At 72.7% G+C, this 25,533-nt stretch carries 24 protein-coding genes; 9 read left to right on the top strand and 15 right to left on the bottom strand.

Going from position 1 to position 25,533, the window contains the following annotated elements:
* The gene (gene gabT, locus CLT75_RS29725) at positions 1–1,272 is read left to right on the top strand and encodes a 4-aminobutyrate--2-oxoglutarate transaminase (protein WP_135243432.1); all 1,272 of its coding nucleotides are present in this window, start codon (positions 1–3) and stop codon (positions 1,270–1,272) included.
* Positions 1,273–1,339: 67 nt separating this feature from the next.
* Here the strand turns inward: gabT and CLT75_RS29720 are convergent, their stop codons facing one another.
* The 6 genes from CLT75_RS29720 to CLT75_RS29695 all read right to left on the bottom strand — a co-directional run bounded on the left by CLT75_RS29720 (position 1,340) and on the right by CLT75_RS29695 (position 7,803).
* Positions 1,340–1,999: an RlpA-like double-psi beta-barrel domain-containing protein gene (locus CLT75_RS29720; RefSeq protein WP_135243431.1), complete on the bottom strand. Its 660-nt coding sequence runs from the start codon at positions 1,997–1,999 to the stop codon at positions 1,340–1,342.
* Between the two features lie 75 nt (positions 2,000–2,074).
* Complete coding sequence (locus CLT75_RS29715) at positions 2,075–2,710, bottom strand: M15 family metallopeptidase (RefSeq protein ID WP_135243430.1); 636 nt, start codon at positions 2,708–2,710, stop codon at positions 2,075–2,077.
* Positions 2,707–3,840: a D-alanine--D-alanine ligase family protein gene (locus tag CLT75_RS29710; RefSeq protein ID WP_135243429.1), complete on the bottom strand. Its 1,134-nt coding sequence runs from the start codon at positions 3,838–3,840 to the stop codon at positions 2,707–2,709. The genes CLT75_RS29715 and CLT75_RS29710 overlap by 4 nt, the downstream gene beginning before the upstream one ends.
* Positions 3,837–5,972 (bottom strand): pyridoxal-phosphate dependent enzyme, encoded by a 2,136-nt coding sequence (locus CLT75_RS29705; protein ID WP_135243428.1) that lies wholly within the window; start codon positions 5,970–5,972, stop codon positions 3,837–3,839. Before CLT75_RS29705 ends, CLT75_RS29710 begins: the two co-directional genes overlap by 4 nt.
* Before the next feature lie 116 nt (positions 5,973–6,088).
* Positions 6,089–7,141 (bottom strand): sensor histidine kinase, encoded by a 1,053-nt coding sequence (locus tag CLT75_RS29700; RefSeq protein ID WP_135243427.1) that lies wholly within the window; start codon positions 7,139–7,141, stop codon positions 6,089–6,091.
* A complete protein-coding gene (locus CLT75_RS29695) occupies positions 7,138–7,803 on the bottom strand; it encodes a response regulator transcription factor (RefSeq protein ID WP_091418650.1) in 666 nt (221 codons plus the stop codon). The genes CLT75_RS29700 and CLT75_RS29695 overlap by 4 nt, the downstream gene beginning before the upstream one ends.
* A 237-nt stretch (positions 7,804–8,040) precedes the next feature.
* Between CLT75_RS29695 and CLT75_RS29690 the strand changes: the two genes are divergently transcribed.
* The 4 genes from CLT75_RS29690 (at position 8,041) to CLT75_RS29675 (ending at position 11,801) form a co-directional block, all read left to right on the top strand.
* A complete protein-coding gene (locus tag CLT75_RS29690) occupies positions 8,041–9,324 on the top strand; it encodes a sigma-54-dependent transcriptional regulator family protein (RefSeq protein ID WP_135243426.1) in 1,284 nt (427 codons plus the stop codon).
* A gap of 40 nt (positions 9,325–9,364) precedes the next feature.
* Complete coding sequence (adh, locus tag CLT75_RS29685) at positions 9,365–10,870, top strand: aldehyde dehydrogenase (protein WP_135243425.1); 1,506 nt, start codon at positions 9,365–9,367, stop codon at positions 10,868–10,870.
* Positions 10,870–11,217, top strand: coding sequence for a DUF779 domain-containing protein (locus tag CLT75_RS29680; RefSeq protein WP_135243424.1), 348 nt, complete (start codon positions 10,870–10,872; stop codon positions 11,215–11,217). Before adh ends, CLT75_RS29680 begins: the two co-directional genes overlap by 1 nt.
* 134 nt (positions 11,218–11,351) lie before the next feature.
* Positions 11,352–11,801: a hypothetical protein gene (locus CLT75_RS29675; protein ID WP_135243423.1), complete on the top strand. Its 450-nt coding sequence runs from the start codon at positions 11,352–11,354 to the stop codon at positions 11,799–11,801.
* A 172-nt stretch (positions 11,802–11,973) separates the two neighbouring features.
* Here CLT75_RS29675 and CLT75_RS29670 read toward each other — a convergent pair whose 3' ends face one another.
* The 8 genes from CLT75_RS29670 to CLT75_RS29635 all read right to left on the bottom strand — a co-directional run bounded on the left by CLT75_RS29670 (position 11,974) and on the right by CLT75_RS29635 (position 20,840).
* The gene (locus CLT75_RS29670) at positions 11,974–12,822 is read right to left on the bottom strand and encodes a DUF559 domain-containing protein (protein WP_135243422.1); all 849 of its coding nucleotides are present in this window, start codon (positions 12,820–12,822) and stop codon (positions 11,974–11,976) included.
* Positions 12,823–13,048: 226 nt separating this feature from the next.
* Entirely contained in the window at positions 13,049–14,062 is a 1,014-nt protein-coding gene (speB, locus tag CLT75_RS29665; RefSeq protein ID WP_135243421.1) for an agmatinase, read from the bottom strand.
* A complete protein-coding gene (locus CLT75_RS29660) occupies positions 14,059–15,261 on the bottom strand; it encodes a saccharopine dehydrogenase C-terminal domain-containing protein (protein WP_135243420.1) in 1,203 nt (400 codons plus the stop codon). The genes speB and CLT75_RS29660 overlap by 4 nt, the downstream gene beginning before the upstream one ends.
* Entirely contained in the window at positions 15,261–16,682 is a 1,422-nt protein-coding gene (locus tag CLT75_RS29655; RefSeq protein WP_135243419.1) for an NAD(P)/FAD-dependent oxidoreductase, read from the bottom strand. Before CLT75_RS29655 ends, CLT75_RS29660 begins: the two co-directional genes overlap by 1 nt.
* Entirely contained in the window at positions 16,679–17,503 is an 825-nt protein-coding gene (locus tag CLT75_RS29650) for an ABC transporter permease (RefSeq protein ID WP_135243418.1), read from the bottom strand. The genes CLT75_RS29655 and CLT75_RS29650 overlap by 4 nt, the downstream gene beginning before the upstream one ends.
* Before the next feature lie 58 nt (positions 17,504–17,561).
* Complete coding sequence (locus tag CLT75_RS29645) at positions 17,562–18,470, bottom strand: ABC transporter permease (protein WP_135243417.1); 909 nt, start codon at positions 18,468–18,470, stop codon at positions 17,562–17,564.
* Between the two features lie 31 nt (positions 18,471–18,501).
* On the bottom strand, positions 18,502–19,659 hold the full coding sequence (locus tag CLT75_RS29640; protein WP_135243416.1) for an ABC transporter ATP-binding protein: 1,158 nt from the start codon (positions 19,657–19,659) through the stop codon (positions 18,502–18,504).
* Positions 19,656–20,840 (bottom strand): polyamine ABC transporter substrate-binding protein, encoded by a 1,185-nt coding sequence (locus CLT75_RS29635; protein WP_120571549.1) that lies wholly within the window; start codon positions 20,838–20,840, stop codon positions 19,656–19,658. Before CLT75_RS29635 ends, CLT75_RS29640 begins: the two co-directional genes overlap by 4 nt.
* Positions 20,841–21,045: 205 nt before the next feature.
* Between CLT75_RS29635 and CLT75_RS29630 the strand changes: the two genes are divergently transcribed.
* The 3 genes from CLT75_RS29630 to CLT75_RS29620 all read left to right on the top strand — a co-directional run bounded on the left by CLT75_RS29630 (position 21,046) and on the right by CLT75_RS29620 (position 24,438).
* Positions 21,046–21,558, top strand: a complete 513-nt coding sequence (locus CLT75_RS29630; RefSeq protein WP_018787551.1) for an Lrp/AsnC family transcriptional regulator — start codon at positions 21,046–21,048, stop codon at positions 21,556–21,558.
* 148 nt (positions 21,559–21,706) lie between these two features.
* Positions 21,707–23,053: an aspartate aminotransferase family protein gene (locus tag CLT75_RS29625; RefSeq protein ID WP_135243415.1), complete on the top strand. Its 1,347-nt coding sequence runs from the start codon at positions 21,707–21,709 to the stop codon at positions 23,051–23,053.
* 5 nt (positions 23,054–23,058) lie between these two features.
* Positions 23,059–24,438, top strand: a complete 1,380-nt coding sequence (locus CLT75_RS29620) for an FAD-dependent oxidoreductase (protein ID WP_135244181.1) — start codon at positions 23,059–23,061, stop codon at positions 24,436–24,438.
* A gap of 28 nt (positions 24,439–24,466) precedes the next feature.
* Here the strand turns inward: CLT75_RS29620 and CLT75_RS29615 are convergent, their stop codons facing one another.
* Positions 24,467–24,835 carry a DUF3499 domain-containing protein gene (locus CLT75_RS29615; protein ID WP_120571551.1) on the bottom strand — a complete coding sequence of 123 codons (369 nt, stop codon included), beginning with the start codon at positions 24,833–24,835 and terminating at the stop codon, positions 24,467–24,469.
* Positions 24,836–24,988: 153 nt separating this feature from the next.
* Between CLT75_RS29615 and CLT75_RS29610 the strand changes: the two genes are divergently transcribed.
* Positions 24,989–25,438, top strand: a complete 450-nt coding sequence (locus CLT75_RS29610; RefSeq protein ID WP_018787548.1) for a metallopeptidase family protein — start codon at positions 24,989–24,991, stop codon at positions 25,436–25,438.
* The last annotated feature ends 95 nt before the right edge of the window (positions 25,439–25,533 follow it).

The following is a 25,533-nucleotide window of genomic DNA, read 5'->3' as shown; positions in this document are numbered from 1 at the left end:
ATGACCACCAGCGATGAGCTGCACAAGCGCCGGGTCGAGGCGGTGGCGCGGGGCGTGGGCAGCACGATTCCCGCGTACGTGGACCGGGCGGGCGGCGGCACGATCACCGACGTGGACGGCCGGGAGTGGATCGACTTCGCGGCCGGCATCGCGGTCACCAACGTGGGCAACTCCGCGCCGCGCGTGGTCGAGGCGGTACGCGCGCAGGTCGAACGGTTCACCCACACCTGCTTCATGGTCGCGCCGTACGAGTCGTACGTGGCGGTCTGCGAGCAGCTCAACGCGCTGACCCCGGGTGGCTTCGAGAAGCGCTCGGCGCTGTTCAACTCCGGCGCCGAGGCGGTGGAGAACGCGGTGAAGATCGCCCGGCACGCGACCGGGCGGCCCGCTGTGGTGGTGTTCGACCACGCGTACCACGGCCGGACCAACCTGACCATGGCGCTGACCGCGAAGAACATGCCGTACAAGCACCGGTTCGGGCCGTTCGCCGGTGAGGTCTACCGGGTGCCGATGTCGTACCCGCTGCGCGACGGCGGGCTGGACGGCGCCGCCGCGGCGGCCCGGTCGATCGAGATGATCGAGAAGCAGGTGGGCGCGGAGAACGTGGCCGCGCTGCTGATCGAGCCGATCCAGGGCGAGGGTGGTTTCGTCGTACCCGCTGAGGGTTTCCTGCCGGCGCTGCGCGAGTGGGCGACGGCGGCCGGGGTGGTGTTCGTCGCCGACGAGATCCAGACCGGTTTCTGCCGCACCGGCGACTGGTTCGCCTGCGAGCACGAGGGCGTCGAGCCGGACCTGGTCACGCTGGCCAAGGGCATCGCGGGCGGGCTGCCGCTGGCGGCCGTCACGGGCCGGGCGGAGCTGATGGACGCGGTGCACGTCGGCGGCCTGGGCGGCACGTACGGCGGCAACCCGATCGCCTGCGCCGCCTCGCTCGCGGCGATGGAGACGATGCGGGAGCTGGACCTGGCCGCCGCCGCGCGCCGGATCGGCGCGGTGATGGGCGAGCGGCTGGACGCGATCGCCGCCGGCGACCCGCGCGTAGCAGAGGTACGCGGCCGCGGCGCGATGCTCGCCGTGGAGATCGTGCAGCCGGGCACGCTGACCCCGGACCCGGCCGCCACGGCGGCGATCTCGGCGGCCTGCCACGCGGCCGGGCTGCTCACGCTGACCTGCGGCACCTACGGCAACGTGCTGCGGTTCCTGCCTCCGCTGGTCATCTCCGACGACGAGCTGGGCCGGGGCCTGGACATCCTGGCGGCCGCCTTCGGCTGACCCCGGACGCGGAACACCATGGGCCCGATCTCCCCCAGAACCGGCCCATGGTGTTCCGCCCGGAGGATCAGCGGATCAGCTCGACGGTGTTGCGCCGGACCAGGTTCTTGCCGGGTTCCCGGATGGCGTCCATTGCCGCCGTGTTCAGCAGCACGCAACTGCCAGACGGTCCGGTGACGGTCACGGTCACGGCCTTGTTGTTGTCCAGGTTCGTCACCCGCAGCCGGGTGCCGAGCGGGAACTGGCCGCTGGTGGCGGCGGGTGCCCCGCCCTCGGCGAAGAACGTGAGCGCGCCGGAGCAGACGCTGCCGCCGATCGGCTGCGCCGCACCCGGGCGGGTCTCCCCCGGTTGCGCGCCCGGTGCCGGGGCGGCGGCGCCGTCGAGGCGTTCCACCACGTTGCGGCGGATGACGTTCTTGCCCGGCTCGCGTACCAGGTCCATGGCGGCGGCGTTCAGCAGCACGCAGCTCCCGGACGGCCCGGTCACCGTCACCGTGGTCACCTTGCGGTTGTCCAGGTTCGTCACCCGCAGCCGGGTGCCCACCGGGAACCGGTCGCTGGTCGCGGCCGGCGGTCCGCCCTCGGCGGAGAAGGTCACCGACCCGGCGCAGACCGATCGCGCGGCCGGCGCGGTGTCCGCGAAACCGAGTCCGGTGCCCACCGAGACCGCCACCGTGGCGGTCACCGCCACAGTCGCCGCCAGCACGTGCTTGCGCTGCACCCTCACGTTCTCTCCCGTCGTCGCTGTCGTTCGACGCGTGGTACGGACGGGAGGGCCGGACCGTTCACCCGGGTCGGTGGACTACAGCGGACCGTAACGGGTGTGTGGCGCTCCGGTCATCAGCGCCCAGTACCTGTCGCCGTAGGACCAGTGCCACCACTCCGTCGGGTAGTTCACCAGCCCCGCGCCGCTCAGCGCCGCCACCAGCACGTTCCGGTTGCGCCACGCGCTGACCGGGATGTGCCGGGCGGCGGTGAAGCAGGCGTCGGCGCTCTCCTCCGGGGTGGCGTCGAGCGCGGTGCCCATGTCCAACTCCACCCCGTCGGCGTCACACAGGGTGAGGTCGACTGCTCCGCCGGTGCTGTGCGGGGCCACCTCGACCGGCGAGACGAACTTGGTGGTCTCCCGGTGCAGCCGGTCCGCCGGCCAGTCCGGGTGGCGCCGCCGCAGCTCGTCCCGGTAGCCGGTGAAGATGTCGAGCTGCGCCCGGTACGGCCGGTAACCCTCCACCACGAGCAGGCGCAGCCCGGCCGGCAGCGCGCGCTGCGCGGCCAGCAACCGGTCCGCGACCCCACGCCGCACCCGGGCGTACGCCCCGGCGGGATCGGCGGCCCGCCCGTCCACCCGCAGCCCGGGCACCTCGCGCAGGTCCACCAGGGGGTCGCCGTCGTCCCGGCTGGACACCGCGGCGACCCGGGGGTCGGAGAGCAGGATCACGGCGTACCCCCGGGGTGTTCGCGCGACGGCCGGGCCGCGTGCCGGGCGAAGGCGAGCGCGACGAGCCGGTCCACCACCTCGGGGTACGCGACGCCGGATTCGGCCCACACCTTCGGGTACATCGAGTGGGCGGTGAAGCCCGGCAGCGTGTTCAGCTCGTTGACGAACAGGTCGCCGGTGGTCTCGTCGTAGAGGAAGTCGACACGGGCCAGGCCCCAGCCGCCGATCGCGGTGAACGCCCGCACCGACAGCTCGCGGATCCGCTCGGTGACCTCGTCCGGCAGCGGCGCCGGGACGATCATCGGATCGGCGTCGCCGAAGTACTTCTGCCGGTAGTCGAACCAGCCGCCCGCGACCCGGACCTCGCCGACCGCCGACGCCTCCGGCTGCCAGCCGCCGAGCACGCCGCACTCCAGTTCCCGGCCGGTCACGCCCTGCTCGACGAGCACCACGTGGTCGTGCCGGAACGCCTCCTCCACGGCCGCGACCAGGTCGTCGCCGTCGGCCACCCGGGAGATCCCGATCGAGGAGCCCATCCGGGCCGGCTTGACGAACAGCGGTCCGCGCAGCCCGACCACCAGCTTCTCCGGGTCGGACGCGGCCCGCCAGGTCGGCTCGTCGAACCAGACGTACGGCGTGGTCGGCACGTCCTCGGCCCGCAGCGCCCGCTTCATCGCCACCTTGTCCATGCCGACTGCGGAGGCGAGGATCCCGCACCCGACGTACGGCACGCCCAGCGATTCCAGCAGTCCCTGCACCACGCCGTCCTCGCCGTACGGGCCGTGCAGCACCGGGAACACCACGTCCAGTTCGGCGTGCACAGTCGCGGGGGCGTCGGCCGCGCTGACCGCGACGGTGCCGGCTGCGGTTCCGCGTCGCAGCTCGACCGCCGGGCCGGTGACCGGCAGCCGGTCGTCGATCGCCCGGCCGGCCGCCACGGTGCCGAGGTGCTGCGCGAGCACCGGTTCGGGCAGCAGCCTGATCCCGCCGGTACGGGTGATGCCGAGCGCCACCACCCGGTGCCCCTGCTCGGCCAGGGCCCGGGCCACGCCGAGCGCCGAGGCGCAGGAGACCTCGTGTTCCGCCGACGGGCCTCCGAACAGGACACCGATCCGCACTGTCTCCCTCATGCCGCCACTCCCACAGTCATCCGGTCGCCCGCCAGCCGGGCCACCAGCTCCGCTTCCACGTTTCCGCCGGTCAGCACCACGCCGACAGTCATCTGCTGCCTTCCCTCGGGCGGCCACGGCGCCCCGTCCCCGGGACGGGCGACGCCGCCCGCGCCGGCCACCTCGCCGAGGCGCAGCGCGCCGGCCAGCGCGGCCGCGCCGGACGGCTCGACGAGCACCTTCAGGTCCAGCAGGAGCAGCCGGAATGCCTCGGCGATCGCGTCGTCGTCGACACGGACCACCCCGCGTACGCGGTTGCGGGCCACCGCGAACGGCAGGTCGCCGACGCAGCCGGGACGGAGTCCGTCGGCCAGGCTCGGCGCCGGGGCGACGGGTGTGGGCCGTCCGGCGGCCAGGCTGCGCGCCAGCGAGTCGCACCCGACCGGTTCCACGCCGTACACCTCGATCGGGGTTCCGGCCGCCGCCAGGCAGGCACCGGCGATGCCGCCGCCCCCACCCACCGGCACCACGAGCGCGTCCAGCGGTGTGCCGCGTCGCGCCGCCTCCTCGATCAGTTCCAGGCTCGCGCTGCCCTGCCCGGCCACCACGTCCGGGTGGTCGTACGCGTCGACGAGCGGGTGGCCCTCCACCTCGGCGATCCGCCGGGCGACGGCCAGGCGCTCCTCGACTGTGGTGCCGGCCCGGACCACCCGGGCCCCGGCGGCCCGCGCCCGGTCCACCTTGACCGGCGCGGCGTCCTCCGGCAGCACGACGGTCGCGGCCAGCCCGTGCCGCCGCGCGGCGAGCGCCACCGCGACGGCGTGGTTGCCGGTGCTCTGCGCGACCACGCCGGTGTGCCCGGCGGCGGCGAGCCGGCCCACCGCCAGCATCGCGCCGCGCATCTTGTACGAGCCGCCGTCCTGGAGGTTCTCCGCCTTGAGCAGGATCCGTGCGCCGGCCAGGCGGTCGATCGCCGGGCTGTGCAGCACCGGGGTACGCACCACCCGGCCGGACAGCACGCGGGCGGCCTCCTCGACATGTGTTCGGTCCGGCAGTACCGGCGCGTCGATTCGGGGCATGGTCTCTCCTTCGGGATTCGAGTGGGCGCGGCGGCGCGGCAGGTCGAACAGCCAGTGCGCGCCGAGCGCGGTGAGGCAGCGGTGCGCGGCGAGGCTCAGTGCCAGCACGAGCGCGGTGAGCAGGACCGGGTAGACGGTCACCAGCAGCGCCCGGGCCGGCCCGGGCAGGCCGGCCACCGGTGCGGCGAGGAACCGGTCCAGCAGCGCCAGCACCGGCATGTGGATCACGTAGACGGGAAGTGTGCGGCGGCCGAGCCGGGCCAGTGCCGGACCGGCCAGGCGGTGCCGGGCCAGCCGGGCGGCGGCGGTCAGCCCGAACGCCACAGCGATCACGGAGACGAGCAGGTACACGCCGGGCCACCTCTGCGCGCCGGCCGGCGCCATGACGGCCAGCCCGATCGCGTACGCCGCGCCGGTGCCGGCGAGCCGCCGGGTGCTCGCGCCGTCCGCCCACCGCGTGAGGTACGGCCGCAGGTGCACGCCGGCCAGGAAGAACACCACGTTCTGGTAGACCTGCCCCCGGTTCCCGGGGCTGTCCAGCAGCCCGGTCGCCGCCACCGCGGACAGCGCGCCCGCAGCGGTCAGCAGCATCGCCGGATGGACCCGGCGCAGCGCCTTCGCGATCACGAAGTAGAGCGCCAGCGCGTACAGGTACCACAAGTTCGAGGGCGTCACGGTGAGCTGGGCCAGCAGCTCACCGCTGTCGGTGGCCCGGTCGGTCGGGAAACCGGGCGCCAGCGCCAGCAGCGCGGTGTGGATGAGCAGCCAGATCGCGTAGAGGTAGAGGTTCCGCGTGATCCGGGGCCGCCCGGCCACCCGCCACGGGCGGGCCACCGCGTTCGCCGCGAAGATGCCGGAGAGCGCGAAGAACAACGGCATCCGCAGCGGCAGCAACTGCTCGCCGAGCAGACCCCACGCACCCGGCACCGGCAGGCCGATCCGCCAGTCGACGCGCAGGTAGTCCTTGACGACGACGTGCCACAGCACCACGAGCACGATGCAGGCGCCCTTCGCCACGTCGGCCCAGACCACCCGGCCGTCGGGCGGCGCGTTCCCCTCGGTACGGGTCGGCACGTCGGTCTCCTCTCCGGCCGTCTGCGGATGGGGAGGCGGCGGCGCCGGTCCCGTCCTCGGGCAGGTGTCATCGCGGGACGCCGCGACGGCGGCTCCCGGAGTCGTGTGTGGGGTGGTCAGCCCACGGGGGGCAGGTGGACGTCGACCCGCAGGCCGCCGTCCTCACCCGGGCGGGCGGCGATGATGCCGCCGTGCGCCTGGGTGATGGAGCGGGCGATGGCCAGGCCGAGCCCGGCACCGCCGCCCTGGTTGGTCCGGTCCCGGGCGAGGCGCCGGAACGGCTCGAACAGCCCGTCGACGGCCTCGGCGGGGACGCCCTGCCCGCTGTTCGTGACGGTCAGCGCGGGGTCGCCGCCGACCGTGACGACGAGCCGGCCGCCCTCGCGGTTGTACTTGATGCCGTTCTCCACCAGGTTCGTGACAAGGCGTTCCAGCAGTACCCGCTCGCCGGTCACGATCCGGGGCGACAACCGGGCCTCCACCGTCACGCCGGCCTCGGCGGCCCGGTCGGCGTACGCGGCCAGCACGCCGCCGACGATCTGTTCGAGGCGTTGCGGGGTGGAGGACCGCAGGCCCTGGTCGCTCTCGCTGAGCGCGAGCAGCCCTTCGATCAGCCGCTCGTTGCGTTCGTTGGTGGCGAGCAGTTGGGCGGTCAGCAGTTCCAGTTGCTCGCCGGTGAGCGACTGGGCCATGCCGACCTCGATCAGGGTGCGTTGCACCGCGAGCGGCGTACGCAGTTCGTGCGAGGCGTTCGCGGCGAACCGCCGCTGTCCCTCGTACCCGGCGGTGACCCGGTCCAGCATGTCGTCGATCGCGCGGCCGAGCCCGGCCAGCTCGTCCCGGCCGCCGCGCCGGATCCGGTAGCCGAGGTTCTGCGGCCCCAGGTTCGCGATCGGGGCGGCCAGGTCGTGCACCGGCCGCAGGCACCAGCGGGCAGCGCCCCAGACGGCGAACCCGATGGCCACCAGCACCAGCAGTTCGATCAGCACGGGCAGCAGCGGGACGAACGGGCGGCCCGGCTCGCACACCGCGCCGATCGTGGCGATGCCGCAGAACCGCTCGGCCTGCCCCCACACCATTCCAAGCAGCGACTTGACCAGGTTGGGCAGCATGAATCCGGCCAGCAGGGCGAGCACCCCGACCAGCAGGATGCGGCGGCGGGGGCTCACTCCGGCTCGCCGATCCGGTAGCCGGCCTTCGGCACGGTGTGGATGACCGACGGCTGGCCGAGCTTCTTGCGCAGGGTCATCACCGTCACCCGGACCGCGTTGGTGAACGGGTCGGCGAACTCGTCCCACGCCTGTTCCAGCAGCTCCTCGGCGCTGACCACCCGGCCGCCGGCCCGCATCAGCACGTGCAGGACGGCGAACTCCTTCGGGCTCAGCCCGAGCGGGCTGCCGTCCCGCGTCGCGGTGTGCCGGGCCACGTCGAGCACCACGCCGTGCCGTTCCAGCACCGGCGGCAGCGCCGGCGTGGACCGGCGGCCCAGCGCCTGCACCCGCGCCACCAGCTCGGCGAACGCGAACGGCTTGGTCAGGTAGTCGTCGGCGCCCAGCCCGAGGCCGGCGACCCGGTCCCGGATGCCGGCGGCGGCGGTGAGCAGCAGCACGCGGGTGCCGGCGTCGGACCCGGCCAGGCTGCGGCACACCTCGTCGCCGGTGGCGCCGGGCATGTCCCGGTCGAGCACCGCCACGTCGTACCGGTTGACCCCGATCCGTTCCAGCGCGCCGTCCCCGTCGTAGCAGACGTCGACAGCCATGGAGAACCGTCGCAACCCCTCGGCGACCGTGTCCGCCAAGAGCCGCTCGTCGTCCGCCACCAGCACCCGCACCGTTGCGCTCCCCCGTGTCTTCCCTCGTCGTCCGGCACACCTTCGCAGGCCGGAGTTAAGGGTTCCGTAAGCGTCCGCAGCAGCCATCCTCCACGCGGGCCACGCTGCGACAACCGGCGTGGGGCCGTCTGGGCCGTTCGTCCGGTCCTCCGGCGGCGCGAGCACCGCTGAAGTGACCCGGATCACGCATTGGCGCTCCGGGGTGAGGTGGGTCACGATGGGTGGAAGGAGGCGCTGGTGGCTGACCCGTGGCTCGCCCTGGAGTTCGGCGCGGATCCGGCGGAGCGGATCGCGCAGATCGGTGCCGCCCACGAGGCGTTCCTCACCGCCGGCACCACCTCCGGCCGGGTCCGGGAGGTGGTGGCCCGGTCCTGGGAGCGGTCCGCGCTGCTCGACCCGGAGACCACCGCGCCTGTCGACCTCGCCGACGACGCGCTGGAGACGTACCGCGCCGCGCATCCGCTGGCCCGGGTGATGCCGCTGTTCCGCGACCTGCTCGGCGGCATCGCGCAGGACGGCGCGCACCTGATGGCGGTCTGCGACGCCGCCGGCCGGCTGCTCTGGGTGGAGGGCCACCCGGGGGTGCTGCGGCACGCCGAGCGGATGAACTTCGTACCGGGCGCCCGCTGGGACGAGGCGCACGCCGGCACCAACGCCCCCGGCACCGCCCTCGCCGTCGACCACGGCGTACAGATCTTCGCCACCGAGCACTTCGTCCGGCCGGTGCAGCGCTGGACCTGCGCCGCCGCGCCGATCCACGACCCGGCCAGCGGCGCGCTGCTCGGTGCCGTCGACATCACCGGCGGGGACCACCTGGCCAACCCGCAGAGCCTCGCGCTGGTCCGGGCCACAGCCCGCGCCGCCGAGGCGTTCCTGGCCGGTGCCGCGCCCGCCGCGCCGGACGTGGCGTACGTGTCGGCGCTCGGGCGCGACGAGGCGGAGCTGCGCGTCGGCGGCCGGCGCGTCCGGCTCGGCCGGCGGCACAGCGAACTGCTGGTACTGCTCGTCGACCATCCCGAGGGGCGCACCGGGGAACAGCTCGGCCTCGACCTCTACGGCGACGACAGGCGGCACCCGGTCACACTGCGCGCCGAGCTGTCCCGGCTGCGCCGCGTGCTCGGTGAGGAACTGCTCGACTCCCGCCCGTACCGGCTGCGCCCGGCCGTGCGCGCCGACTTCCGTACCGTCACCGAACTGCTGGAACGTGGCGATCCGGCGGCGGCGCTGCGCGCGTACCCCGGGCCTCTGCTGCCCGGGTCGGACGCGCCGGGAGTCGCGCGACTGCGCCGCCTGGTCGACGGCCAGTTGCGCGCCGCCGTGCTGGCCTGCGGCGACCCGGGGCTGCTCGCGGCCTGGACCGCGACGGCGGCCGGGTCCGACGACCTGGCCGCCTGGCAGGCCCTGGCCCGGGCGTTGCCGCCGGGCGCGCCCCGCCGGCCGCTCGCTGTCGCGCGGGCCCGCCAGCTCGCTGAGGAGTACGCGCTGCCGCGCGCAACGTTCCTGCAACGTCCCGGAGACTAGCCTGCCCGCCATCCACCCCAGACGGACGGCGGAGGTACCCATGACGCGCTACGACGCCCCCACCCACTGGCAGTCCCGCTACGACCACTACATCGGCGGCGAGTACGTGAAGCCGCACGGTGGGAAGTACTTCGAGAACCCGACCCCGGTGACCGGGCAGACCTTCTGCGAGGTGGCCCGGGGCACCGCCGAGGACGTGGAGAAGGCGCTCGACGCGGCGCACGGCGCGGCCGACGCCTGGGGCCGCACGTCGGTCGCCGAACGCTCGCTGATCCTCAACCGGATCGCCGACCGGATGCAGGACAACCTGGAGTCCCTCGCGATCGCCGAGACGTGGGAGAACGGCAAGCCGGTACGCGAGACGCTCGCCGCCGACATCCCGCTCGCGATCGACCACTTCCGCTACTTCGCCGGGGCTATCCGGGCGCAGGAGGGCTCGCTCGGCGAAATCGACGACGACACCGTCGCCTACCACTTCCACGAGCCGCTCGGCGTGGTCGGGCAGATCATCCCGTGGAACTTCCCGATCCTCATGGCGGTGTGGAAGCTCGCCCCGGCACTGGCCGCCGGCAACGCGGTGGTGCTCAAGCCGGCCGAGCAGACGCCCGCGTCGATCCACTACCTGCTCTCGCTGATCGGTGACCTGCTGCCGCCGGGCGTGGTGAACGTGGTGAACGGCTTCGGCGTCGAGGCGGGAAAGCCGCTGGCCTCCTCGCCCCGGGTGGCGAAGGTGGCGTTCACCGGCGAGACCACCACCGGGCGGCTGATCATGCAGTACGCCAGCGAGAACATCAAACCGGTCACGCTGGAGCTGGGCGGCAAGAGCCCGAACATCTTCTTCGACGACGTCAGCGCCGCCTCCGACGACTTCCGGGACAAGGCGCTCGAAGGCTTCACCATGTTCGCGCTCAACCAGGGCGAGGTGTGCACCTGCCCGTCCCGGGCGCTCATCCAGCAGGGCCACTACTCCGACTTCCTGGCCGCCGCCGTGGACCGGACCCGGCAGATCACGCAGGGACACCCGCTGGACACCGACACGATGGTCGGCGCGCAGGCGTCGAACGACCAGCTGGAGAAGATCCTGTCCTACCTGGACATCGGGCGGCAGGAGGGCGCTCGCGTCCTCACCGGCGGGGAGCGGGCGGACCTCGGCGGCGAACTGTCCGGCGGCTACTACGTCCAGCCGACCATCTTCGAGGGCGACAACTCGATGCGGATCTTCCAGGAGGAGATCTTCGGCCCGGTCGTGTCGGTGACCTCCTTCGCCGACCTGGACGACGCCGTGAAGATCGCCAACGACACGCTGTACGGGCTCGGCGCGGGCGTGTGGACCCGGGACCTGAACACCGCGTACCGGGCCGGGCGGGCCATCCAGGCCGGCCGGGTGTGGACGAACTGCTACCACGCCTACCCGGCGCACGCGGCGTTCGGCGGCTACAAGCAGTCCGGCATCGGCCGCGAGAACCACAAGATGATGCTGGAGCACTACCAGCAGACCAAGAACCTGTTGGTCAGCTACTCCCCGAAGAAGCTGGGCTTCTTCTGATGGGTGACCCGGTGACCCTGACCCCCGCGGCGGCCGACCTGATCCGGTCGCTGCGGGGGCAGCACGGCCCGCTGATGTTCCACCAGTCCGGCGGCTGCTGCGACGGCAGCGCCCCGATGTGCTACCCGGCCGGTGAGTTCCGCACCGGCGGCTCGGACGTGCTGCTCGCCTCGCTCGCGGTCGACGGCGTGCCCGAGCCGGTGGAGTTCTGGATGTCGAAGGCCCAGTGGGAGCTGTGGCGGCACACCCGGCTCACCGTCGACGTGGTGCCCGGCCGGGGCAGCGGCTTCTCCCTGGAGGCCCCGGAGGGCGTCCGCTTCCTCATCCGGTCCCACCTGAACCGCTGATCTGTCCGAGATCTTGCAGCTCGCGGGCACCGCGGCGGTGGGATGCTGACGCCGTCCACTTCGGAGTCCGCGTCCCACCACCGCACGAGTCGCTACCGGGTCGCGTTCCGCCACCGCCCGACAGGAGACCGCGCATGAACCCGGTCCGACAGCCAGTGCTCGCCGCCGGCCTCACCGCCCTGGCCACCGCCGCCACGCTCGGGCTCGCGCCGGGCGCCGCCGTCGCCGCCCCGGCGGCCTCCCCCAGCATCTCCGTCAACTGGTTCGGCTCGGCCGACATACGCGCGCACACCGCCACCGTCGGCGGCCGGTTCGACTGCGGCGCCGAGCGCGGCCTCGCGTACATCGAGGTGCACCTCGACCAGCGGGTACGGCGCGGCTCGGTCACCGGCTTCGGGTTCGGCGTGATCGGCGCGTGCACCGACGACCGCACCGCCGGCACCTGGACCGCCACGATCCCCGCGGACCAGGGCAGATTCCGCCCCGGCCCCGCGACGACGATCGCGCGCCTGGTGGTAGAGCCCAACTCCCTCACCGAGACCACCGAACGCGTGCGCCTGCGCCCCCACTGCGCCCGCCCCTGACCCTCGCCCTCCCTCGCCTCGCCCTCCCGCCCTTCTCCCCCGCGATCTTGCACTTGGTGCCCGTTGTTTGTCCGACAAGTTCCTTTTGCGGGGTAGGCAAGTGCAAGATCGCGAGGGTCGGCGGGGCGCGAGGGCGGCGTGGGGGCAGGGCGAGGGCGGGGCCAGGGGGCTGTCAGGGGGTCAAGGCCGCACGGAGGGTGGCGAGGATGTGGGACGGGCGGCCGTACAGGTCGCGGTCGGTGAAGTAGCGCATCCGCCAACCGTTGGCGTCCAGCCAGTTGATCCGGTCGCGGTCGTACCGCATCTGATCCCGGTCCAGGTGGGACAGACCGTCGTACTCGACCCCCACCCGCCGCTCGCGGTAGCCCAGGTCGATGCGGAAGCGCGGAATGCCGTGCCGGTCGTGGATCCACATCTGCGGCTCCGGCACCGGCAGCCCGCCGTCGAGCAGCAGCAGCCGTAACTGGCTCTCCTGCCGGCACTCCGATCGGCCGTCAGCCCGGGGCACGAGATCGCGCGCCTGCCGGACGCCCCGCAGACCCTGATGCAGGGGCAACTCGGCCGCGAGGTCGTCGGTCGTCGCAGCGCCCGAGCGGAGTGCGGCGTCGAGCACGGGGAGAGCGTCCATCCGGCGTATGCCTCGGGCCAGGTCGACCGCGCACTGCGCGGCCGGCACGCACGGCAGGCCACCGACGAGCACCGGCCGTACCGGCAGGACTGAGTGGTGGACGACGAGGCCCGGCAGCCGGGGCTTGGCGACGTCCGGCGGCAACTGCACGTGGACCGCGGATTCCCGGAGCACGCCGAAGCCGTGGCGGCGTGCCGCACTCTGCATGGCGAGCATCGCGCCGCCAGGAAGACACAGCAGCAGGGCTCGCAGTTCGTCTTCGTCATCGCACGGTGTCGGCGCGTAGACACCGCGCCGTACCCGGATCAGCTCCTCCCGCTTGACCTGCGTGCGCACTCGCTTCACGGTGAGCACCCGCATCAGTTCCCGAGTCCGCCACAGCTGCGTCGACATCCCCGAACCATGCAGCCCCACCCCGGCCGGCTTCCCTCACCACCTGCCTCCCTTGTGGACAAGACCCGGAATGTGCAAAACCCCCAACCACCCCCGTCCTTGTGCTAGGCCCTCACCCCACCCTCGCGATCTTGCAGTTGGTGCCCTCCGAGCGCCCGGGATGACCGGAATGCCGGGGCCGAAACTGCAAGATCAACGGGGAAGAGGGGGAGGGAGGGAGGGGACCTCAGCGGGCGTCGAGGAGGGGCTGGGTGGGGTTCCACGGGGGGCCGCCGGCGGCGTCGTGGCGGCGGCGGGCTATCGCGGACAGCGCCTCCAGCACCACCCGGTTGCCCAGGTACGCGGTGATGTCGGCGTGGTCGTACGGCGGCGCGACCTCGACCACGTCCAGCCCGACCACCGGCAGCTCGTAACAGACCCGGCGGACCGCGTCGAGCAGTTGCCGGGAGGTGAATCCGCCCGGCTCGGGTGTGCCGGTGCCGGGCGCCATGCCCGGGTCGACCACGTCCACGTCGACGGAGAGGAACACGCCCTCGCACTCGTCGGTCGCGATGCCGAACGCCTCGGTGAGGCAGGTGTCCAGCCCGCGCGCCACGATCTCGGTCATCTCGTACGAGCGCATCCGCTGTTCCGCCATCCACGCCAGCGTGTCCGGGCCGGGCCAGTAGCCGCGCAGCCCGATCTGGAGGAAGCGGTCGCCGCGTACCGCACCGGACTCGATGAGCCGCCGCATCGGCTGGCCGTGGCCGTGCAGCGAGCCGAACTCGACGTCGCCGGTGTCGGCGTGCGCGTCGAAGTGCACGAGCGACACCCGGCCGAGCCCGTGGTGCCGGGCCACACCTGTGGCGTCGGGCAGCGCGATGGAGTGGTCGCCGCCGAGCACCACCGGGATCGCCCCGGCGGCGGCGACCGCGTGCACGGCGGTCTCCAGCGCGGCGAGCGAGCGCTCGATGTCGCCGCTGAACATCTCCACGTCGCCGGCGTCGTAGACGCACAGGTCCTTCAGTCCGTCCACGCGCAGCGCCAGCGACGGGCGGGAGCCGTCGTGCGGCAGGTAGCAGGCCTGCCGAATGGCGGACGGCCCGAACCGGGTGCCCGGCCGGTGCGAGGTGCCGCCGTCGAACGGCGCCCCGATGATCACCACGTCCGCGTCGGCGTACGTGACCGGCTCCTCGACGGTGCACGGCGGCACGCCGAGGAACGTGATGTCGGGGCCGTACATCGGGCCGTACCGGGTCATCGTTCCTCCATCCCCCACGGCGAACCGTAGCCGGTGAGCAGGTCCAGGAAGGGGGTCGGCGGGAACGCCTCCGGGCCGAGCACGCCCGTGCCCGTCCAGGCGCCGGTGGCGAGCAGTTCCAGCGCGACGACCGGGTTGACGGCGGTCTGCCAGACCACCGCCTGGTGGCCGTACTCGGCCATGGACCACTCGTTGTCGACCACGTGGCACAGGTAGACGCGGCGCGGGCGGCCGTCCGGCCCGGTGCCGGTGACGTACGTGCCGGCGCAGGTCTTGCCGCTCATCCGGTCGCCGAGCGTGGCCGGGTCCGGCAGGGCGGCGGCCACCAGGTCGCGCGGTGACACGTCGACGCCGCGTACGCGCACCGGCTGGGTCGAGTCCAGCCCGAGTTTGTGCAGCGTGCGCAGCACCTCGATGAACTCGGTGCCGAGGCCGTACTTGAAGGTGACCCGCTTCGCCGGCACCCAGCGCGGGATGAGCAGCACCTCCTCGTGCTCGACGTTGACGCACTCGACCGGGCCGATCCCGGCCGGGAAGTCGAAGACCTCCGGCTCGCTGAACGGTTCGGTGGTGAACCAGCCGCGCCCGGCCTCCCAGATCACCGGCGGGTTGAGGCACTCCTCGATGGTGGTCCAGATGGAGAACGACGGCGCGAAGTCGTACCCGGCGACTGTGAGGTTCGCGCCGTCGCGTACCCCGATCTCGTCGATCTCGGCGAACAGCTCGTCGGCGGCGTAGCGGGCGAAGACGTCGGACAGGCCCGGTTCGACGCCGATGCCGCACAGCGCGAGCCGCCCGGCGGCGGCCCACCGCTGCGCGACGGCGAACTGCTCGTCGCCGAGCTTGACCCCCGTCTCGGCGTAGGGGCGCTCGGGGTGCGGCCGGGACAGCGACATGGCCATGTCCAGGTAGTCGGCCCCGGCGGCGAACGCGCCGTCGAAGATCGGCATGACGAAGCGCGGGTCGACGGCGTTGAGCACGTGGGTGATGCGGTGTTCCCGGCACAGCGCGGCCACCGCGTCGGCGGAGGAGGCGTCCACAGTGGCGGCGACGAACCGGTCGCCGTGCCCGGCGACGGCCCGTGCCGCACGCGCCGGGTCGTGGTCGGCGACCACCATGATCTCGAAGAAGGAACGGCGGACGGCGATGGATACGGCGGCGGAGCCGACGCCACCGGCGCCGACGAGGAGGATACGCATCAGGAGTCGAACCCCAGTCCAAGACGGTCGAGAGTACGGAGCCAGAGGTTGCGCCGTCCGTCGCGCGCGTCGGCGCGGGCGAGCGACCAGCGGGTGAGGTTGATGCCCACGGACCGGGCCGGTTCCGGCGGGAACGGCAGCGGCTTGCGGCGCACCAGGTCGAGCCGGGTCAGCGGGGTGTCCGCGCCGGAGAGCAGGTCGAGCGTGACGCGGGCGCCGAACCGGGTCGCGCCGACGCCGAGCCCGGTGAACCCGGCCGCGTACGCCAGGCGCCCTTCGTAAGCGGTGCCGAAGAACGCGCAGAACCGGGTGCAGGTGTCGATGACGCCACCCCAGCGGTGACTGAACCGCACATCGGCGAGCTGCGGGAACGTGGAGAAGAAGTGCGACGCCAGCGTGGTGAAGGTGGCCTCGCGCTGCTCCAGCGCGGGCGCCACCCGGTTGCCGTAGTGGTAGATCGCGTCGTAGCCGCCGAACAGGATCCGGTTGTCGGCGGTGAGCCGGTAGTAGTGGAACTGGTTGCCGGTGTCGGCGAGCCCCTGCCGGTGCCGCCAGCCGATCGCGTCGCGCTGCGCGGCGGTCAGCGGCTCGGTCATCAGCGCGTAGTCGTAGACCGGCACGATCCAGGAGCGCAGCCGGCGCAGCAGCGGCGGGAACGCGTTCGTGGCCAGCACGACCTGCCGCGCCCGTACCGCGCCGGGCGCCGCGTCCGCGCCGCCCGCCGTGGTGGCGCGCAGCCCGGCGCCGTCGCGGGCCAGGCCGGTGACGCGGGTGTGCTCGTGCACGCGTACGCCCAGGTCGAGCGCGGCCCGGCGCAGTCCCCAGGCGAGCTTCGCCGGGTCGAGCAGGGCCACCCGGTCGGCGTCCCACATCCCGCCCAGGTACGTCGGCGACGCCACCTCGGCGCGTACCTCGTCGCGGTCGAGCAGCCGCACGTCGTGGCCGTACCGGCGGGCCAGCTCGGCGTCGGTGGCGAGCCCGTCGAGCTGGTACGGCTCGACCGCCACCGCCAGCTCGCCGGTACGTTCGAGGTCGCAGTCGATGTCGTACTTCGCCACCGTGGCGGCGATGGCGTCCAGGTTCTCCCGGCCCAGCCGTTCCAGCTCGCGGATCTCGCCGGGGAACCGTTCGACGCCGTTGGCGAGCCCGTGGGTCAGCGACGCGGCGCAGAACCCGCCGTTGCGCCCGGACGCCGCCCAGCCGCACGTGCCCGCGTCGACGAGCAGGACGTCGCGGTCCGGGTCGGCCTCCTTGGCCAGCAGCGCGGTCCACAGCCCGGCGTACCCGCCGCCGACCACGAGCAGGTCGGCGGTGTGCGACCCGGCCAGCGGCGGCAGCGGGTCGGGGCGAACCGGACGGTCCAGCCAGTACGACACGGGCGCGGCGTCGGCCAGCGCCCGGCCGGTATGCGGGAGTGTCATGGCTTGCCCGCCGGTGTGGCGACCATCGCGAGGGCGGCCCGTCGCGCCCGCCGCCCACGCAGCGAGGTGGCCCCGACCAGCAGCAACGCGATCACGAACATGGCCGTGCCGATGACGTTGACCTGGGGCGGGATGCCCCGCTGGGAGGCGCCCCAGACGTACATGGGGAACGTGACAGTGGTGCCGGCGTTGAAGTTCGTGATGATGAAGTCGTCGAAGCTGAGCGAGAACGCCAGCAGCGAGGCGGCCACGATGCCGGGCAGCACCAGCGGCAGCGTGATCCGGCGGAACGTCTGCCACTCGCTGGCGTACAGGTCCATGGCGGCCTCCTCCAGCCGCCGGTCCATGCCGGCGAGCCGGGCCTTCACGGTGACCACCACGAACGACACGCAGAACATGACGTGCGCGATGACGATGGTCCAGAAGCCCTGCGGCACCCCGGCGGCGACGAAGAGGGCGAGCAGCGAGGTGCCCATCACCAGCTCCGGGGTGGCCATCGGCAGGAAGATCAGGCCGTTGAGCCCGGACCGGCCGCGGAAGCTGTGCCGGACCAGCGCGAACGCCATCAGCGTGCCGAGGATCGTGGAGACGACTGTGGCGATGAGCCCGATCTGCATGCTGCGCACCACGGCGTCGCACATGTCCGAGGTGGCGCAGGGCTGCTTCCAGTTGTCGAGCGTGAACTCGTTGAAGTCGTAGGAGAGCCGGCTGGAGGGCCGGTTGAAGGACAGACCGGCGACCACCATGATCGGCAGCGTCAGGTAGCCGAGGACGAGCAGGGCCACGCCCATCACCCACCGGTCGGCGAGCCAGCGCCTCATCAGAGCCTGCCTCCATTCGCGACTGCGGGGCTCCGCTTCGCTGCGCTCCTCGCGCTCATCACAGCACCTCCTCCGTGCCGGCCTTACGCAGGTAGACGAAGACGATCGCCAGGATCGCGGCCATCAGCAGGAACGACAGCGCCGCGCCCTGCGGATAGTCCAGCCGGACCAGGAACGCCGAGTCGATGACGTTGCCGATCATGTACTCGTTCGGCGTACCGAGCAGCTCGGCGTTGATGTAGTCGCCGGTGGCCGGGATGAAGAACAGCAGCGTGCCGGCGATCAGGCCGGGCATCGACAGCGGCAGCGTGACCTTGGCGAACGCGCGCAGCGGGCTCGCGTACAGGTCGCTCGCCGCCTCCAGCAGCCGGGGATCGAGCCGCTCCAGGCTCGCGTACAGCGGCAGCACCAGGAACGGCAGGAAGTTGTACGTCAGGCCGAGCACCACGGCGATCGGAGTGGCCAGCAGCCGGCCGTCCGGGCCGAGCAGGTGCACGTCACGCAGCAGCCCGACCAGCGCGCCGTTGTCCGACAGGATGGTCTTCCAGGCCAGCGTGCGCACCAGGAAGCTGGTGAACATCGGCGCGACCACCGCGACCAGCAGCAGGTTCTTCCACCGGCCGGCCTTCTGCGCGATCGCGTACGCCAGCGGGTAGCCCATCAGCAGCGCGAGCACCAGCGCGATGGCCGAGTAGAGGAACGACCGGGAGAACTGCGGCCAGTACGCCTGCAGCGCGTCCGGGTAGTTGCCGAACGCCCAGGTCATCGCGTACCCGGTGGAGAGCGAGCCGGCCGGGTCGTAGAGGCTGGCCGAGGCGAGCTGCACCAGCGGGAGCGCGAAGAAGACGAGCAGCCAGACCGCGCCGGGCAGCAGCAACAGGTACGGCAGGAGGCGGCTGCGCCCGCGCCGCACCGGCGGCGGCACCGGCTTCCCAGCGGAGGTCGGTACGTGGGCCAGCGCGCTCATGCCGCCACTCCGCTTCGCTCGCTGCGCTCGCTCATGGCAGCGCACCCATCGGCGGCTCGTCGAGCAGCGGCGTGGTCTGGTCGTCCGCACCGGCGGCCCGGGGCAGCAGGAACGCGTGGCGCGGATCCCAGTGCGCGGTCACCGCCGTACCGACGGCGAGCCGGCCGCCCAGCCCGCTGTTCGCGGCGAACGCGGACAGCTCGCTGCCCCACGCGGTGCGCACCAGGTACTGGGTGCTCACCCCGACGTAGGAGGCGTCGGTGACCACGCCGCCGACGTGCTGGTGCCCGGCCGGCACCCGGTCCGGGCCGTCGGCCAGGTGCAGCTTCTCGGGACGTACGCCGAGGAAGGCCGGCCCGTCGGTGAGCCGGGCCCGGCCGGCGGGCACCGAGAAGCGCGCGCCGTGCGCCGTGACCAGCACGTCGTCGGCGGCGCGGCCGCCGGCTTCGGCGGCGAGCAGGTTGGACTGGCCGAGGAAGTTCGCCACGAACGCGGTGGCCGGGTACTCGTAGATGTCGGCGGGCGCGCCGAGTTGCTCGATCCGGCCGGCGTTCATCACCGCGACCGTGTCGGCCATCGTCATGGCCTCCTCCTGGTCGTGGGTGACGTGCACGAACGTGATGCCCACCTCGGTCTGGATCCGCTTCAGCTCGATCTGCATCTGCCGGCGCAGCTTCAGGTCCAGCGCGCCGAGCGGCTCGTCGAGCAGGAGCACCTGCGGGTGGTTGATGAGCGCCCGGGCCAGCGCGACGCGCTGCTGCTGGCCGCCGGAGAGCTGGGCCGGGCGGCGCCGGCCGTACCCTTCGAGCTGCACCAGCGCGAGCATCCGCTCGACCTGGTCGCCCACCTTGCGGATGCCGCGGCGGCGCAGCCCGAACGCCACGTTCTCGTGGATGTCCAGGTGCGGGAACAGGGCGTAGCTCTGGAAGACGGTGTTGACCGGCCGCTTGTACGGCCGCAGCCCGGCGATGTCCTGCTCGCCGAGCAGCACCTGCCCGCTGGTGGGCTGCTCCAGCCCGGCGATCATCCGCAGCGTGGTGGTCTTGCCGCAGCCGGACGCGCCGAGCAGGGCGAAGAACGAGCCCTGCGGGACGGTCAGGGTGAGGTCGTCGACGGCGGTGAAGACGCCGAACCGCTTGGTCAGGTCGACCAGTCGCAGGTCGCCGGCCGGGGTCTGCTGCCCCTTCACGCGCCGATCACCTGCTGGAACTTGGTCTCGTACTCCTTCTCCTGCGCTTCGTCGAGCGCCATGAAGACCTTGGCCTTCGACAGCATCGCGTCGTCCGGGAAGATCAGCGGGTTGGTGGCCAGATCCGGGTCGATCTTCTCCATCTCGGCCTGCGCGCCCTGCACCGGGCAGATGTAGTTGACGTACGCGGCCAGCTTCGCGGCCACCGCCGGGTCGTAGTAGTGGTTCATCAACGCCTCGGCGTTGGCCTTGTGGGTGGCCTTGTTCGGCACCAGCATGTTGTCCGACCAGAGCATCACGCCGGACTCGGGCACCACGAACTTGATCTTCTCGTCCTCGAAGCCGAGCTGGACGACGTCGCCGGACCAGCCGATGCACGCGGCGATGTCGCCCTTGGCCAGGTCGGGCGCGTAGTCGTTGCCGGTGAACCGCCGGATCTGCTTGCTGTCCACGGCCTTCTTGAGCTTGTTCAGCGCGTCGTCGAACTGGGCGGCGGTGAACTTGGCCGGGTCGTGGCCGAGCGACTGGAGCAGCAGGCCGATGGTGTCGCGCATCTCCGACAGCACTGTCACCTTGCCCTTGAGATCGGGACGGGTGAGCAGCTCGTCGACGGTGCGGATCTCCTTGGTGACCTTCGCGTTGTACGCGAGCCCGGCCAGACCGGACTGCCACGGGACCGCTAGCTGGGTCTCGGCGTCGAAGGAGCGTCCGCGCAGCGACGGCAGCAGGTTCGCCTCGACGTTGGGCATCTTCGACTTGTCCAGCTTCTGCACCCAGCCGAGGCGGATCATCCGGGCGGCCATCCAGTCGGTGAGCACCATGATGTCCCGGCCGGTGCTCTGGCACCCGGCGAGCTGGTTGCGGACCTTGCCGAAGAACTCGTTGTTGTCGTTGACGTCCTCTGTGTACGTCACCTGGATGCCGGAGGCGGCGACGAACGCGTCGAGCGTGGGGCGCTTGGACTCGTCCTTCTCGTCGGTGTCCATGTACTGCGGCCAGTTCGAGAAGGCGACCTTCTTCTCGGTGGCGGACAGATCCTCGCTCTTGCAGCCGGCTTCGGTCTGCTGGGCGCCCTTGGTCCCGCAGCCGGCCAGGGTGCCCGCGGTGGCGAGCAGCGCGGCCGAGCCGACGGTCCCGGTGAGCAGACCACGCCGGGTGAGGGTCCGGAGGGGACTACGCATGTGACGACTCCTTGGGGGGCATCGTCGGCGGCGGGACGGGGGCGGCGCGCCGGCGGGAGGGTCAGTGGCGATGGACGACTGATCCTGACATGAGAAAACCTCTCTCACAAGGGATTCCGTTGCCGGAATAGCCAGTCGCCACGAAATACGCCAGACTGCGCGGGGCACTACGCTCAACACGGAGATTCGGACACGAGGAGCGTCGATGGTCAACCGGCACCAGGAGATCGGGAACGGCAACCGCCGGGTCACCGTGCGTGAAGGCGCCAATCACGCTCTGCTCGACGACGTGGCCAAGCAGATCATCGAGCAGCTCCAGGAGGACGGGCGCCGCCCGTACGCGAGCATCGGCAAGGCGGTCGGCCTCTCCGAGGCGGCGGTACGCCAGCGGGTGCAGCGGCTGCTCGACGCGGGCGTCATGCAGATCGTCGCGGTCACCGATCCGCTCCAGCTCGGCTTCCCCCGCCAGGCCATGATCGGGCTGCGGACCGACGGCGACCTGGAGCCGGTCGCGGACCGGCTGGCCGAGTTCGAGGAGATCGACTACGTGGTGATCACCGCCGGCTCGTTCGACCTGCTGGCCGAGGTGGTCTGCCGCAACGACGCACACCTGCTGGAGATCCTCCAGAAGCTGCGCGGCGTCCCCGGGGTGCTCTCCACCGAGGCGTTCGTCTACCTGAAGCTGCGCAAGCAGACCTACAGCTGGGGCACCGCCTGATGCGGATTCCGTTGACGGCGCAGTGATACAGCGCTGAATCCGTCGCGTTGAAGCTTGTTCGCTTGCCTTATCGGCATCGCCTGTGGGATAACCGTGGGCAGAGCGGCCGGTGTCACCCCTGACCGGCCCGAGACCCGATGGGGCTGACATGGCCAACGCCACCGACCACCTGTGGATGCACTTCACCCGCATGGCGAGCTACCCCGCCGGCGAGGTTCCGACAATCGTCCGGGGCGAGGGCGCGTACGTCTGGGACGCCCAGGGCCGCCGCTACCTGGACGGGCTGGCCGGGCTGTTCGTCGTCAACGCCGGCCACGGCCGCGCCGAGCTGGCCGAGGCCGCCGCCAAGCAGGCCGGCGAGCTGGCCTACTTCCCGCTCTGGTCGTACGCCCACCCGAAGGCCGTCGAGCTGGCCGAGAAGATCGCCACGCTCACCCCCGGCGACCTGAACCGGGTCTTCTTCACCACCGGCGGCTCCGAGGCCGTCGAGGCGGCGTGGAAGCTGGCCCGGGCCTACTTCAAGCGCACCGGCAAGCCCACCAAGCACAAGGTGGTCAGCCGCTACATCGCCTACCACGGCACCTCGATGGGCGCGCTGTCGATCACCGGCCTGCCCGGCATCAAGACCGACTTCGAGCCGCTGGTGCCGGGCGGCATCAAGGTGCCGAACACCAACTTCTACCGGGCCCCCGAGCACGGTGACGACGCCGAGGCGTTCGGCCGCTGGGCCGCCGAGGAGATCGGCCGGGCCATCGAGCGGGAAGGGCCGGAGACGGTCGCCGCCGTCTTCCTGGAGCCGGTGCAGAACTCCGGCGGCTGCTTCCCGCCGCCGCCCGGCTACTTCGAGCGGGTACGCGAGATCTGCGACGCGTACGACGTGCTGCTGGTCAGCGACGAGGTGATCTGCTCCTGGGGCCGGCTCGGCGAGTACTTCGGCGCCGTGCGCTACGGCTACCAGCCGGACATCATCACCACCGCCAAGGGCATCACCTCCGGCTACGCCCCGCTCGGCGCGATGATCGCCAGCGAGCGGCTGATGGAGCCGTTCCTCACCGAGACCGGCATGTTCGCTCACGGCGTGACGTTCGGCGGCCACCCGGTCTCCTGCGCGGTCGCGCTGGCAAACCTGGAGGTGTTCGCCCGGGAGGACCTGATCGGGCACGTCCGGGCCAACGAGGGCGCGTTCCGGTCCACCCTGGAGAAGCTGCACGACCTGCCGATCGTCGGCGACGTACGCGGCGACGGCTACTTCTACGGCATCGAGCTGGTCAAGGACAAGACGACCCGGGAGACGTTCGACGAGGCCGAGTCCGAGCGGCTGCTGCGCGGCTTCCTGTCCACCGCGCTGTTCGACGCCGGGCTCTACTGCCGGGCCGACGACCGGGGCGACCCGGTGGTGCAGCTCGCCCCGCCGCTGATCGCCGACCAGCAGCACTTCGACGAGATCGAGCAGATCCTGCGCGGGGTGCTGACCGAGGCGTGGTCCCGGCTCTGACGCCGATGACCGACTACCGGCATCTGTCGTACTGGCTGTCCGGCCTGGACGAACCGCTGACACCGCGACCCGGGTTGCCCGGCGACACGGACGCCGACGTGGCGATCGTGGGCGCCGGGTACACCGGGCTGTGGACGGCCTGGTACCTGGCCGAGGCCGACCCCACGTTACGCGTCGTCGTGCTGGAGCGGGAGATCGCCGGGTACGGCGCGTCAGGGCGCAACGGCGGCTGGTGCTCGGCGCTGTTCCCCACCTCGCTGCCGGCGCTGGCCCGGCGGCACGGCCGGGACCGGGCACTGGCCATGCAGCGGGCCATGCACGACACGGTCGGCGAGGTGGGCCGGGTCGCCGCCGTCGAGGGCATCGACTGCGACTGGCGGGCCGGCGGCACCGTGACGCTCGCACGCGGCGAGGCCCAGCTCCACCGGGCCCGGGCCGAGGTCGCGCAGGCCCACGCGCACGGGCTGACCGACGACGACCTGACGCTGCTCGACGCCGACGAGGCCGCCGCGCGGTGCAACGCCGAGGGGGTACGCGGCGGCACGTACACCCCGCACTGCGCCGCCGTGCACCCGGCGAAGCTGGTCCGGGGCCTGGCCCGGGCGGTGGAGCGCCGGGGCGTACGCATCCACGAGCGCACAGCGGTGACCGCGCTGCGGCCCGGCGCGGCGGTGACGGCGGCGGGCGTGGTCCGGGCGCCGGTGGTGGTCCGCGCGACCGAGGGCTACACGCCCGGGCTGCCCGGCCAGCGGCGTGCGGTGGCGCCGGTCTACTCGCTGATGGTGGCCACCCCGCCGCTGCCCGAGGAGACCTGGGCGCGGATCGGGCTGGCGGAGCGGGAGACGTTCTCCGACTACCGGCACGTCATCGTGTACGGCCAGCGCACCGCCGACGGGCGGCTCGCGTTCGGCGGGCGGGGCGCGCCCTACCACTACGCCTCCCGGGTGCGGCCGGGCTTCGACCGGGAGCCCCGGGTGTTCGCGGCGCTGCGCCGGGCGCTCGGGGAACTGTTCCCGGTGCTCGGGCCGGACGTGCCGGTGACGCACGCCTGGGGCGGGCCGCTGGGAGTGGCCCGGGACTGGGCCGCGTCGGTGGGGCTGGACCGCCGTACCGGGCTGGCCTGGGCCGGCGGCTACGTCGGTGACGGCGTCGGCACCAGCAACCTCGCCGGGCGTACGCTCGCCGACCTGATCCGGGGCGTGGAGAGCGACCTGACGGCGCTGCCCTGGGTCGGGCACCGCTCCCCCTACTGGGAGCCGGAGCCGCTGCGCTGGCTGGCCATGAACGCCGGCCTGCGGGTGATGTCCTCAGCCGACCAGAGCGAGCACCGCACGGCCCGCCCGTCCCGCCGAGCCGATCTCTTCAACCGCTTCCTCGGCCACTGACCGCCGGGCTTCCACCCGGTGGAGCGGGTCAGTGGTGGGGTGGGATGACCCGGAGGTGGCCCCGGCGGCCCTGCTGGGGGGTCTGGGGCTTGGTGGGTTCGTCCTCCGGAGGGCGCGGCGGGGCGGGGCGTGCGGCCTCGCGTACCGCCTCGGCCAGCGCCACCAGGTCGTCGGTGGTGGGCGGCGGCGGCTCGAACTCGCCCTCGTGCCGCACCACGTCCCAGCCGCGCGGGGCGGTCAGGCTGCGGGCGTGCGGCTCACACAGGTCGTACGTGTGCGGTTCGGCGAACGCGGCGAGCGGGCCCACCACCGCCGTCGACTCGTTGTAGACATAGGTCAATGTGGCGACCGCTTGCCGGGGGCAGCCGTTACGGGAGCAGCGCCGTGGTGACCTCACGGCGGCAGGGTATCCCCATTACCGGGTCCGGCGCACCGCTTCGCGTTACGACACGCCCGTCATGGTGATCACAATTCCTCCGATCGGCGCAGCGGCACGCCGGTCGGCCGCGCGACGGCGGGTGGACCGCCGACCCGGGCTACCCTGTCCGTCATGACGAGCCCCCAGAACCGCCGCCCCGGCTCCGGCCGGCGCACCCACCGTGACCGGCACGGTCGCGGGCTGCGCGGGCGGCTGGTGCCGGCCACGGTGCCGCTGGCGCGGACGAAGGCCGAGGTCTTCGACGATCTGGTGCTCGACACGGTGGAGACGCTCGAACGCCGGTTCGCCAAGGAGCTGGCCGGGGTGGAGTTCGCGGTCGAGGACGTCCCGCCGGATCTGAACGTCTACGACTCGGACGTGCTGGAGGACGGCGAGGTGCCGCTCGCCCGGCTGCTGCCGGGGCGGCCCGGCCGCCAGGAGGTGCCGCCGCGGATCGTGCTCTACCGGCGGCCGCTGGAGTTCCGCGCGATGGACCGCGAGGACCTCGCCGACCTGGTGCACGACGTGATCATCGAGCAGGTGGCGAATCTGCTCGGGGTCGACCCGGACGAGCTGGCCTGACCGGACCGGCCGGACAGGCGCCGCCACCCGGCCGGACGCGCCGGCCGGACGACGACCCGGGTCCGGGCGGCCCCCACCGCCCGCGGACCCGTACG

This window comes from Micromonospora sp. CNZ285 (genome assembly GCF_004637285.1).
The sequence above is the reverse complement of the archived record's forward strand: the minus strand, read 5'-3'. Positions and strand labels throughout refer to the sequence as shown.

What these genes read in the sequence shown, in the direction of transcription:
- CLT75_RS29675 (WP_135243423.1), top strand. Translation starts at nt 11,352, where the DNA reads ATGAACCCGGTCCGACAGCCAGTGCTCGCCGCCGGCCTCACCGCCCTG.
- adh (WP_135243425.1), top strand. Translation starts at nt 9,365, where the DNA reads ATGACGCGCTACGACGCCCCCACCCACTGGCAGTCCCGCTACGACCAC.
- CLT75_RS29670 (WP_135243422.1), bottom strand. Translation starts at nt 12,822, where the DNA reads ATGTCGACGCAGCTGTGGCGGACTCGGGAACTGATGCGGGTGCTCACC.
- CLT75_RS29655 (WP_135243419.1), bottom strand. Translation starts at nt 16,682, where the DNA reads ATGACACTCCCGCATACCGGCCGGGCGCTGGCCGACGCCGCGCCCGTG.
- CLT75_RS29680 (WP_135243424.1), top strand. Translation starts at nt 10,870, where the DNA reads ATGGGTGACCCGGTGACCCTGACCCCCGCGGCGGCCGACCTGATCCGG.
- CLT75_RS29620 (WP_135244181.1), top strand. Translation starts at nt 23,059, where the DNA reads ATGACCGACTACCGGCATCTGTCGTACTGGCTGTCCGGCCTGGACGAA.
- CLT75_RS29630 (WP_018787551.1), top strand. Translation starts at nt 21,046, where the DNA reads ATGGTCAACCGGCACCAGGAGATCGGGAACGGCAACCGCCGGGTCACC.
- speB (WP_135243421.1), bottom strand. Translation starts at nt 14,062, where the DNA reads ATGACCCGGTACGGCCCGATGTACGGCCCCGACATCACGTTCCTCGGC.
- gabT (WP_135243432.1), top strand. Translation starts at nt 1, where the DNA reads ATGACCACCAGCGATGAGCTGCACAAGCGCCGGGTCGAGGCGGTGGCG.
- CLT75_RS29645 (WP_135243417.1), bottom strand. Translation starts at nt 18,470, where the DNA reads ATGAGCGCGCTGGCCCACGTACCGACCTCCGCTGGGAAGCCGGTGCCG.
- CLT75_RS29650 (WP_135243418.1), bottom strand. Translation starts at nt 17,503, where the DNA reads ATGAGGCGCTGGCTCGCCGACCGGTGGGTGATGGGCGTGGCCCTGCTC.
- CLT75_RS29710 (WP_135243429.1), bottom strand. Translation starts at nt 3,840, where the DNA reads ATGAGGGAGACAGTGCGGATCGGTGTCCTGTTCGGAGGCCCGTCGGCG.
- CLT75_RS29625 (WP_135243415.1), top strand. Translation starts at nt 21,707, where the DNA reads ATGGCCAACGCCACCGACCACCTGTGGATGCACTTCACCCGCATGGCG.
- CLT75_RS29660 (WP_135243420.1), bottom strand. Translation starts at nt 15,261, where the DNA reads ATGCGTATCCTCCTCGTCGGCGCCGGTGGCGTCGGCTCCGCCGCCGTA.
- CLT75_RS29635 (WP_120571549.1), bottom strand. Translation starts at nt 20,840, where the DNA reads ATGCGTAGTCCCCTCCGGACCCTCACCCGGCGTGGTCTGCTCACCGGG.
- CLT75_RS29610 (WP_018787548.1), top strand. Translation starts at nt 24,989, where the DNA reads ATGACGAGCCCCCAGAACCGCCGCCCCGGCTCCGGCCGGCGCACCCAC.